This window comes from Actibacterium lipolyticum (assembly GCF_900184935.1).
In the GTDB taxonomy this organism is placed as follows: domain Bacteria; phylum Pseudomonadota; class Alphaproteobacteria; order Rhodobacterales; family Rhodobacteraceae; genus Actibacterium_A; species Actibacterium_A lipolyticum.
In genome coordinates this window covers 52,429-62,627 of the sequence record NZ_FXYE01000001.1, presented here as the reverse complement: position 1 = coordinate 62,627, position 10,199 = coordinate 52,429, and the positions used below count along the sequence as shown (strand labels likewise).

Sequence of the window (10,199 nt, the reverse complement as noted above, 5' to 3'; positions counted from 1 at the left end):
GTGCATATCCCCAACCGATCCAACCCTCTACGAATGACGCCTATCATCGCCGCAATCACGATCAAAGGAAATGACGAAACCGTATAGGGCCATGCGCCGAAAGCCGCGCATTGCCAAAGACGCCATTGACCATGATATTTCGCACGGAATGTAGCGTTACGGCGCAGTCAGTTAAACCCGGCTATTGGGCTTAGCCGTTCAACATTTGGACATTTGAAGGCACGCCAGCCCGCATCACATTTCCTTGGTCTTTGGGGTTCGTGATCAGAACAATCGCCGGACTTGAAACGCCGCTTTCGCGGATCGCCGACGCGATACCGCCCAACCGGGAGGAACAACGCGTCTGATCTGCGGTCGAAACCGAACCGACCACATCGACCAAACATTCCGGAGACAGCCCGGCGTCCAACAGGCTTTTCTGAACATCCTCAGCCCGGTGCATCGCCATATAAAGCGCCAGCGTCGTGCCGGGTTGCGCCAGTTTTCCCCAGTTGGGAACCGGGTCATCGTCGCGGCAGGTGCCCGTGGCAAAGACCAATGTGTCCGATACGCCCCGTTCGGTCAGTGACCGGCCAAGCGCAGCAGCGGTGGCGCTGGCGGCGGTGATACCCGGAACGATTTCGACGGGAATTCCAGCTTCGCGGGCGGCATCCATTTCTTCGGTGGCGCGACCAAAAATCGCCGGATCGCCCGATTTCAACCGAACCACACGCCGCCCTTTGCCCGCTTCGGCGACGATCAGCGCGTTGATCCGTTCCTGTGGCCAAGCCGAAGCTCCGACCACCTTACCGACGAACACGCGCTCTGCGTCCCGGCGGGCCAGTTCCAACACATCAGGATCAACCAGACGGTCATAGAAAATAACATCTGCCTCTTGCAGCCGCTCTACCGCGCGAAGGGTCAGCAAATCGCGCGCGCCGGGGCCAGCGCCGACAAGGGCGATTTGGCCCACCTGACGGTCTTCTTTGCGCCCACCTTCGGCAATGGCAGATTTCAACAGCTCTGCCGCGTCACGTTCACCGCCACGTTTATGGGTCTGCCAAGGGGTGCCATTAAACGCCCACCGCCAGAACGCACGACGATCCTCTTTCGGGACGCGTGCAGCAACGGCACCGCGCAGCCGCCCAGCCAGCGCCGCAAAGGCACCGATACGCGGGTCAAGCATTTGTTCCACATCTGTCTTAATCCGGCGGGCCAGAACCGGTGCGGTTCCTTCGGTGCCGATGGCCACGACAACTGGATCACGGTCAACCAGCGATGGGGTCGTGGCATCGCAAAGGTCGGGCTGGTCCACTACGTTGACCGTCGCACCTGCCGCCTTGGCGACGGCATGCAGGCTTGCATCAACGCCCGGACAACCTGTGCCGATAAACACCAGCGCGCTATCGGCAAAGCTTTGCGCGGTAATCGGCCCTGAATCATGTTGCGCGCGGCCGCCACTGACCAACGCGGCCAGCTCATCATCCAGTTCTGGCGCCAAGAACGTGATCTGAGCATCCGTCTTTAGCATCAGCCGTGCTTTTTGCGCCGCCTGTTCGCCACCGCCCGCAATCACCACACGGCGACCAGACATCTTTAGGAACATGGGAAAGCTTTGCATCGGCTTTTCTTTCGCTTAGGCGGCCTGTGCCGAAAGACGGCTCTGCCACAGTGATTTCGCAAGGTCCAATCCGGCACCGGCTGCAGCTTTGCCACAAGTTTCAAGCGCCAGTGCCGCAGTGCCAATAACAATCGCTTCGGCAACGGGCAGGTCAATTTTACCCGCCCAAAGATCGGCAAGGTCGGAAGGTGTTTCGCTGGCCTCGGCCAAGCGCATGGTTTCGTCGATCAGGATCGTCGCGGTGTCGTGCCATTCCTGACCGTCGCGCAGCCCGAACAGTTCCAGCGCCTTGCTGGGGTGGCGCTCAAACTCTCCACCGCCGCCTTTCAGGATTGTCAGATTACGCTGGCCCAACAGCCCCCCGGCATCCGCCTGAAGCGCGCGATAAGGCGGGTGAAAAACGCCCTGAACCGACGCATCGGCCCGCGCCGGGTTCAACACCCGCAGCACTGTGTTCACGGCGGAACGCAGGCCAAGCACATCGCGCAACGTCAACAGTTCCAACAGACGCGGCGAATAGGTTTCAAGCGGCAGATAGGCGATGCCGTCCTGCTCTAGCAAATGGGCCGCGTCTTTGGTGGATGTTGCAGCCTTGATGCCAACTTCGGGCAGCGACGCCCGCACCGAAGCGATGGGGTTTTGGTGACTGTTCCAACCATGCAGCAACACCGGCACACCGGCGGTCGACACAAGCTTGGCCGACAGCAAAAACCACGGAAGCCCGCGTGTACGCCCGGCTGCATAGCTTGGCCAATCCAACGCTGGGCGGGGGCCCTCCCAATCGGGCAGTGCGCCGCGCACGGCCTCGACGAAACCGGCAACTTCGTCGGCGATTTCCCCGCGGAAACGAAGCAGCATCAGCAGGGCGCCAATCGCCTCTGGCTCTGCCTCGTTCGACATGATCAGCGCCATGGCTTCGCGTGCCTCCTCCCGCGTTAAAGATCGGGATCGGCCCGGGCCACGGCCCAGAATGCGAACATATGGCGCTAAGGTCACTCGGCGGCCTCCTTCGTGCGAACACTTTCCAACAGGGCCGCAATTTCAGGTCGGCAAGAACCACAGTTGGTTCCCGCACCCAAAGCTGCGCCGATGGCTTCGACGCTCATCAACCCATCGGTTTCTATCGCAGTCAGAATAGTGTTCACGCCGATGTTGAAGCAAGAGCACAACGTCGCCCCCGGATCAGGCATATCGGCCCCCGGACGCCCGGCCAACGCAATCGCCGCCTCGCCCCCGATCAGCCCAACCAAATGGTTGCGCGACACGGCAACAGGTTCTTTTCCAGCGAACAATGCGCCGACAAGCCTGCCCTCTTCGGTCAGCGCGATACGCGCGGTGCCTTTGGCGTGATCGAAAACCGTTACAGCGGCGGCATCGGGTGCGTTGAACAGCTCTCGGGCGTAGGCCTCCCAATCCTTGGGGGTGGCCATGTCGGCCAGTTCCGCGCGCCAGCCATTCCCGGCGCGTGCGCTGGCCCAATAAGACGTCTTCGCATTCAACGCGCGCGATGACACGGCGAACCCGTACCACGCCGCGTTAAACCGCGTGACTTTGACGACCGAGGCCTTGCTTTCGGGCTGCCCCGACACAGGGTCAACCTCTGCCCGGACCAATGCGTCGATCCGCGCCGCAGAGGCATATTCCGAGGTCCAGTGCATCGGCGCGAACACCTGTTTGCGGCCCACGCGATCCGTCGGAAGCGCCCTCAGCAACGCACGCCCCTGCGGGCTTTCAACCGTTACTAAGTCAGCGGGTTTCAGGCCAAGTTCGGCAGCATCCTCTGGGTGGATTTCCAAAAACGGTTCCGCCAAATGCTGACTAAGACGGCCGGAAAGCGCCGTGCGGGTCATCGTGTGCCATTGGTCACGAATACGGCCCGTGTTGAACCGGAACGGATACTTCGGCCCCGTTTTGGCCGCAGGCGCGCGGTGCGTCAGCGGCAACATCTTTGCCTTGCCCGTATCGGTGAAAAATTTGCCGTCGCCAAAGAACCGACCACCCGTGCGCACGGCGTTGATGGGCCAGCGAACAGGCTCTAACCCGTCGTAATCGGCGTCTTCCAAGTCACTAAGCGCCGAAATGTCGAAGTCACGGCCAAAGCCAGCGGCGACACCCGAAAGGGCGGCATATTCGCGAAACACCTCGGCCGGGGTTTGATAGTCGAACTCTTTGGTCCACCCCATACGGCGACCCACGTCAGACAGAATATCCCAATCATGCCGCGCCTCGCCCGGGGCGGGCAGCAACCCGCGCTGGCGGCTGATGCAGCGTTCGGAATTCGTGACTGTTCCGTCCTTTTCGCCCCACCCCGTGGCAGGCAACAGAACATCGGCCAGCTTTGCGGTATCGGTCGTGGCAAACATGTCAGACACGACAACAAAATCGCACCCAGCAATCGCATCGCGCACGGCATCTGCATCGGGCATCGAAACCGCTGGGTTAGTACAGATCACCCACAGCGCCTTGATCTTGCCGTCGGCGACACGCTGGAACATGTCCACCGCCTTGGCACCGGCGGCCTCTGGCATCGCAGGGGCATCCCAGAATTTGCGCACAGCGGCGCGGTGTTCGGCGTTTTCGATATCCAGATGGCAGGCCAGCATATTGGCCAACCCGCCAACCTCGCGCCCGCCCATGGCGTTGGGCTGGCCGGTGACGCTGAACGGGCCAAGGCCGGGTTTACCGATACGACCCGTCGCCAAATGGCAGTTCAGGATCGAATTCACCTTGTCACTGCCGCTGGTGGATTGGTTCACGCCTTGGCTGAACACGGTCACAACCTTTTCGGTGCCGGTCCACATTTCAAGGAAGGCGGTCAGGTCTTCGTCGCTTAGCCCGGTGACGGCGGCATCGTCCGCCCGCGCGGCCTCTACGGCCTTATCAAAGCCATCGACGCTGTCGGAAACAAACGCTTCGTCCACCAACCCGCGATCGACGATTTCGACCAAAAGCCGGTTGAATAGAGCCACATCGCTGCCCGGCTCCAACATCAAATGCAGGTCAGCCAGATCAGAGGTCGCGGTGCGGCGCGGGTCGATATTGATGACCTTCATGCCGGGGCGGTCCTGCTTGGCCGCAACGACCCGCTGGTACAAAACGGGGTGACACCAAGCGAGGTTTGACCCAACCAAAACGATCAGATCGGCCTGTTCCAAATCCTCGTACATGCCCGGCACGGTATCGGTTCCAAACGCACGGCGGTGCCCCGCGACGGTTGAGGCCATGCAAAGGCGCGAGTTGGTGTCGATATTGGCCGAGCCGATGAAACCCTTCATCAGCTTGTTCGCGACATAGTAATCTTCGGTCAGCAACTGGCCCGAGACATAGAATGCCACGCTGTCTGGCCCGTGTTCGGCAATGGTTTCGCGGAACTTCTGTGCGGTCAGGTCAAGCGCTTCGTCCCACGTGGAACGGGCACCATCGATCACCGGGTGCAACAAACGCCCGTCCAATCCAACCGTTTCCGCAAGGGACGACCCCTTGGAACACAGCCGCCCTTTGTTCGCCGGATGCGCCGGATCGCCCTTAACGGTGATGCCGCCCTGCCCGTCTGGCGTCGCCAGAACCCCGCACCCAACGCCGCAGTATGGGCATGTTGTGCGGAATGTGCAGTCATTTGACTGCGCGACGGGGGCCAGCGGGGCCGTGACAGGGGTATCCGCGCCGTCCATTAAGCGGCCGTCCGTTTGGCCAGCTGTGTCCCGTCGATGATAATGCGCCCATTCTCGACGCGGACTGGATAGGTTGCGATCTGTCCTTCGTCGGCCCCCTGCGCTTCGCCGGTTTCAAGGCTGAACACCCAGTTATGCAGCGGGCAGGTCACGCTTTTGCCGTGCACGATCCCATCAGACAGCGGGCCACCCTTGTGCGGACACCGGTCAGAGGTCGCAAAGACCTCTGCCTCGCTGGTGCGGAACAAGGCAACGCAGCCCACGGCGGTTTTCAGAATACGCGCTCCGCGTACCGGGATTTGGTCAATAGACCCAACATCGATCCAGCTCATTCCGCGGCCTCCAGTGTAAGATTGGCAAGGGGTTGGTAACTGTCAGCCTTTTCGCTGACATGTTCGGCCCAAGGGTCGTTGCGATAGATGGATTGGGACAGTTCAAACCGCTCGAACAAGGCTTTGCGCTGCTCTAGGTCGTCGACAACCTGTTCCTTGACCCAGTCAAGCCCAACCTTGGCCACCCATTTGTATCCACGGTCCAGATATTTCGCGTTTTCGCGGTAGATTTGGATAAAGGCGGCGGTCAGTTCGATCGCCTCTTCTTCGGTCGCGACCTTTGCCAACAGCTCGGTTTCTTTGACGTCCATGCCAGCAGCCCCAGCCACGGACACCTCGTAACCAGAGTCGACGCAAATGATGCCAACATCCTTACAGGTCGCTTCGGCACAGTTGCGCGGGCACCCCGAAACGGCCAGCTTCACCTTGTGCGGGGTCCACGATCCCCACAGCATTTTTTCAAGCTTGATGCCAAGCCCTGTGCTGTCCTGTGTACCAAAGCGGCAGTGATCTGTGCCGACACAGGTTTTGACCGTCCGCAAACCTTTGGAATAGGCATGACCAGAGACCATTCCAGCCTGATTAAGGTCATACCACATGGATGGCAGATCCTCTTTCTTCACGCCTAAAAGGTCGATCCGCTGGCCACCAGTCACCTTTACGGTCGGCACGTTGTACTTGTCCGCGGCATCAGCAATCGCGCGCAGCTCGTCCGGGGTGGTGATCCCGCCCCACATACGCGGCACGACCGAAAATGTGCCGTCTTTCTGAATGTTCGCGTGGTTGCGTTCGTTCACAAAGCGCGACTGAGGGTCGTCTTTGTATTCCAACGGCCAATCGGCCAGCAGATAAAAGTTAATCGCAGGGCGGCAGACGTGACAGCCGTTGGGCGTGTTCCAGCCAAGTTCCTGCCAAACGGCGGGTTGCGATTTCAGCTCTTGGCTTTTGATCAGGCGGCGCACGTCTTCGTGCGTCAGATCGGTACAGCCACAGACTGATTTTGACGTCGGCAGAACGAAATCATCGCCCAGCGTGACCGCCAGAACCTGTTCCACCAAACCGGTACATGTACCGCACGATCCGCTTGCCTTTGTTTGAGCGCGAACATCGTCCAGCGTGGTTGCCCCGCCTTCGATTGCACTTACGATCTGACCTTTACATACGCCATTGCAGCCACAGATTTCTGCGTCAGCCGGTAAGGCTGCAACGGCTGCCAACGGGTCCGCGGCGGCACCCCCTTGGAAAGCTGGCCCAAAGATCAGCGTTTCGCGCATTTCGGAAACGTCTTCGCCGTCTTTGATCAGGTTATAGAACCAGTTGCCGTCGGCCGTGTCGCCGTACATCACCGCGCCAATAACGACGTTGTCTTTCAGCACAAGCCGTTTGTAGACGCCGCGCGACGGGTCGCGGAACACGATGTCTTCACGGTCGTCACCATCGGCAAAATCGCCCGCGCTGAACAGATCACAGCCTGTAACCTTCAGCTTGGTCGAAACCTCTTTGTTGACGAACTTGGCCTCTTCCCCGGCAAGCGTCTTGGCAATCACCTTCGCCTGATCATAAAGCGGAGCAACAAGGCCAAACACGGCACCATCGTGTTCAACGCATTCGCCCAACGCCAGAATGTCAGCATCAGACGTGACCATCTGATCATCCACGTGGATACCGCGCCCGACGGCCAGACCGGCATCCTGACCCAATGCGATGGACGGGCGAATACCCACAGCCATCACCAACAGATCACACGGCAGTTCGGTGCCATCGTCCAGCTTCAGCGCCTTAACGTGCCCGTCTTCGCCCACGATCTCTTTCGAATTCGCGCTGCACATAACGGTAATGCCCCGATCCACCAGCGCCTTGCGCAGCAGGTAACCGGCGGCCTCGTCCAACTGACGTTCCATTAGGTGGCCCATAATATGAACCACGGTCACGTCCACACCGCGCATCTTTAGGCCGGCTGCCGCCTCTAGCCCCAGCAGGCCGCCGCCGATGACAACCGCCTTGGCGCCGGGCTTGGCACCCAGATCAATCATGCGGTTGGTATCTTCCAGATCGCGATAGGCGATAACGCCTTCCAGATCATGGCCGGGCAGCGGGATCATGAACGGGTTCGACCCCATGCCAAGCACCAGCTTGTCATATGGAACCTCGCCGTTTTCACCGACCACCACCTTACGCGCGCGGTCGATCTTCAGAACCTTTTCGCCGAACCGGCAGGTCACATTGTTTTCTTCGTACCAAGCATCGTCATGGGTAACGATTTCTTCGTACGTCTTTTCACCGGATAGAACCGGGGACAGCATCAGGCGGTTATAGTTGCCGCGCGGTTCTGCGTTGAAAAGGGTAACGTCATAGGCGTCTGGCGCTGTTTCAAACAACTGCTCCAGCGCCCGCCCCGAGGCCATGCCGGCCCCAATGACTACGAGTTTCAAGCCCATGTCTTTCACCATACTTTCTTTTGAGAGGGGTCCGGTGTGACCACCGATGTGGTCGGATAGGCGGCGTCGATCATCACTGACGACAGCGTGCCATAGGCCGCAACCCATGCGTTCCGAAGCTCGGGCGTGAAATCCTCGCCCAGGCCCTTTTCCAAGGTATAAATCAATGTCTCCCCAACCACTGGATAGTGGTCGGGTTGCACGCCGTAATCGACGTGTTTGACAGCAAGCTGCTGGGCAACCGGAACAATCGCGTCCAGATTTTTCAGCCCGTTCACAACCGCGCCCAGCGTGGTCATCAGCTTTTTGCCCTGCTCTTTGAGTTCGCCTTTGAACATCGGCTTCACTTCGGGCGCGACTTCGAACAGCCGGGAATAGAAGATATCGGCGGCAGCATCCGATATCGGGACTACCTTTTTGAAGCTGCCCTGGATCATATCGATCTGAGTGGCGTCCATTTCCGTTACTCCGCTGCTATGGCTTTTGACGGTGCCGCCTTCGGTTTTGGCTTTGCGCCATGCTCGTATTCCTCAAGGAAATCGAGCACCTCTTGGCGGTAGGTGTAATAGTCAGGGTGTTCCAACAGCGCTTTGCGCGTGCGTGGGCGTGGCAGGTCCACATCGACGATCTTGCCGATGGTGGCCTGTGGCCCGTTGGTCATCATGACCACGCGGTCGGCCAGAAGGATCGCTTCGTCGACGTCGTGGGTCACGCAGATGGCGGTAACTTTGGTCCGGTCCCAGACCTCCATCAGCACTTCTTGAAGTTCCCACCGGGTCAGGCTGTCCAACATGCCGAAGGGTTCATCCAAAAGCAGCAACTTGGGCGACAGGGCAAAGGCCCGCGCGATGCCAACACGCTGACGCATGCCGTTCGACATCGAACTGGCAGCCTTATCCATGCTGTCGGCAAGGCCCACACGTTCTAGGTAATACTCAACCACATCTTGGCGTTCGGCTTGGCTGGCGCGCGGGTAAACCTTGTCGACCCCGATCGCCACGTTTTCCTTCGCGCTGAGCCAAGGGAACAGGTTGGGCGATTGGAACACCACAGCGCGTTCAGGGTCAGCCCCGATAACGCCACGACCATCTAGGTTGATAACCCCTTTGGAAATCGGGTTCAGACCCGCCGCCATCGTCAGCACCGTCGACTTACCGCAGCCCGAATGCCCGATGAGAGAGATGAATTCGCCCTTGTTCAGCTTCAGGTCAAAATCTTCCACCACGGTCAGCGGACCCTTAGGCGTAGGATAGATTTTGTGCAGCTGTGAGAATTCCAGATACCGGTCCGTCCGCGTGCTGGCCCCGGCCTGCGCATCAGCCTGCGCCTTGGGCACGTTGTGGATCGCAGTCACGCTTGGCAGGGTTTTGGTGCCCTCAACCTTGGCCTGAATACCCACATCCATCAGATAGTTGGTGACATCGGCGCGCAGGGTTTTGAAACCCTCATGATGGTTCATTTCGCCACGTTCACGTGGGCGCGGGATTGTAACCTTGAACTCATCACCCAGCGTTCCGTCCGGGTTGAGCGGGATGATGCGGTCAGCCAGCAGGATGGCTTCGTCCACGTCATTGGTGATCAGAACGCAGGTCTTCTTGTCAGCTTCCCAGATGTGCTCAATCTCATCCGCTAGGTTCGCGCGGGTCAGCGCGTCCAGCGCCGAAAGCGGCTCGTCCAGCAGCAGCATCTCGGGGTCCATCGCAAGGGCGCGGGCCACGTTCACACGCTGGCGCATCCCGCCCGACAGTTCGGCAGGGCGGCGCGAAGCCGCGTGCGACAGGCCAACCATCTTAATGTAATGCGCGACCTTTTCTGCCTTTTCCGCCTTGGGCATATTAGGAAAGATCGTATCGACGGCCAGCGCGACGTTGCCGCTTACCGTCAACCAAGGCATCAACGAATAGTTCTGAAAGATTACGCCGCGTTCAGGGCCGGGGCCGGTGATCGGCTTGCCCTTAAAGGTAACCGCGCCCTTGGTCGGTTGTTCCAGACCCGCCATCAGGTTGATCAGCGTCGTCTTGCCCGACCCTGAGAACCCCAGAAGGACAAGGAACTCGCCCTCCTGAACTTCTAGGTTGATGTTCTTCAGAACGTGGGACTGGGATGTCCCCTCGCCGAAGCTCATACTGACGTCTTTGAATTCAAGTACTGCCATGTC

7 protein-coding genes are annotated in these 10,199 nt (G+C 59.5%); all 7 read right to left on the bottom strand.

What is annotated here, in order from left to right; all coding sequences use genetic code 11:
* Window positions 1-190: 190 nt before the first annotated feature.
* From cysG to COL8621_RS00255, 7 genes are read right to left on the bottom strand one after another with little or no spacing between them, the layout of a single operon-like run.
* Window positions 191-1,600 carry a siroheme synthase CysG gene (gene cysG / locus COL8621_RS00285; RefSeq protein WP_093965130.1) on the bottom strand — a complete coding sequence of 470 codons (1,410 nt, stop codon included), beginning with the start codon at window positions 1,598-1,600 and terminating at the stop codon, window positions 191-193.
* A gap of 15 nt (window positions 1,601-1,615) precedes the next feature.
* Window positions 1,616-2,596 (bottom strand): glycosyl transferase family protein, encoded by a 981-nt coding sequence (locus tag COL8621_RS00280; protein WP_093965128.1) that lies wholly within the window; start codon window positions 2,594-2,596, stop codon window positions 1,616-1,618.
* The gene (locus tag COL8621_RS00275) at window positions 2,593-5,271 is read right to left on the bottom strand and encodes a nitrate reductase (protein WP_093965126.1); all 2,679 of its coding nucleotides are present in this window, start codon (window positions 5,269-5,271) and stop codon (window positions 2,593-2,595) included. Before COL8621_RS00275 ends, COL8621_RS00280 begins: the two co-directional genes overlap by 4 nt.
* Entirely contained in the window at window positions 5,271-5,603 is a 333-nt protein-coding gene (gene nirD / locus COL8621_RS00270; protein ID WP_093965123.1) for a nitrite reductase small subunit NirD, read from the bottom strand. The genes COL8621_RS00275 and nirD overlap by 1 nt, the downstream gene beginning before the upstream one ends.
* Entirely contained in the window at window positions 5,600-8,041 is a 2,442-nt protein-coding gene (nirB, locus tag COL8621_RS00265; protein WP_093966833.1) for a nitrite reductase large subunit NirB, read from the bottom strand. Before nirB ends, nirD begins: the two co-directional genes overlap by 4 nt.
* 5 nt (window positions 8,042-8,046) lie before the next feature.
* A complete protein-coding gene (locus COL8621_RS00260; protein ID WP_093965120.1) occupies window positions 8,047-8,499 on the bottom strand; it encodes a globin family protein in 453 nt (150 codons plus the stop codon).
* 5 nt (window positions 8,500-8,504) lie between these two features.
* Window positions 8,505-10,196 carry an ABC transporter ATP-binding protein gene (locus COL8621_RS00255; protein ID WP_093966832.1) on the bottom strand — a complete coding sequence of 564 codons (1,692 nt, stop codon included), beginning with the start codon at window positions 10,194-10,196 and terminating at the stop codon, window positions 8,505-8,507.
* Window positions 10,197-10,199 lie beyond the last annotated feature (3 nt).

Excerpts from the sequence above, each read along its gene's own strand:
- cysG (WP_093965130.1), bottom strand. The coding sequence starts at position 1,600 with ATGCAAAGCTTTCCCATGTTCCTAAAGATGTCTGGTCGCCGTGTGGTG.
- COL8621_RS00275 (WP_093965126.1), bottom strand. The coding sequence starts at position 5,271 with ATGGACGGCGCGGATACCCCTGTCACGGCCCCGCTGGCCCCCGTCGCG.
- nirD (WP_093965123.1), bottom strand. The coding sequence starts at position 5,603 with ATGAGCTGGATCGATGTTGGGTCTATTGACCAAATCCCGGTACGCGGA.
- nirB (WP_093966833.1), bottom strand. The coding sequence starts at position 8,041 with ATGGGCTTGAAACTCGTAGTCATTGGGGCCGGCATGGCCTCGGGGCGG.
- COL8621_RS00260 (WP_093965120.1), bottom strand. The coding sequence starts at position 8,499 with ATGGACGCCACTCAGATCGATATGATCCAGGGCAGCTTCAAAAAGGTA.
- COL8621_RS00255 (WP_093966832.1), bottom strand. The coding sequence starts at position 10,196 with ATGGCAGTACTTGAATTCAAAGACGTCAGTATGAGCTTCGGCGAGGGG.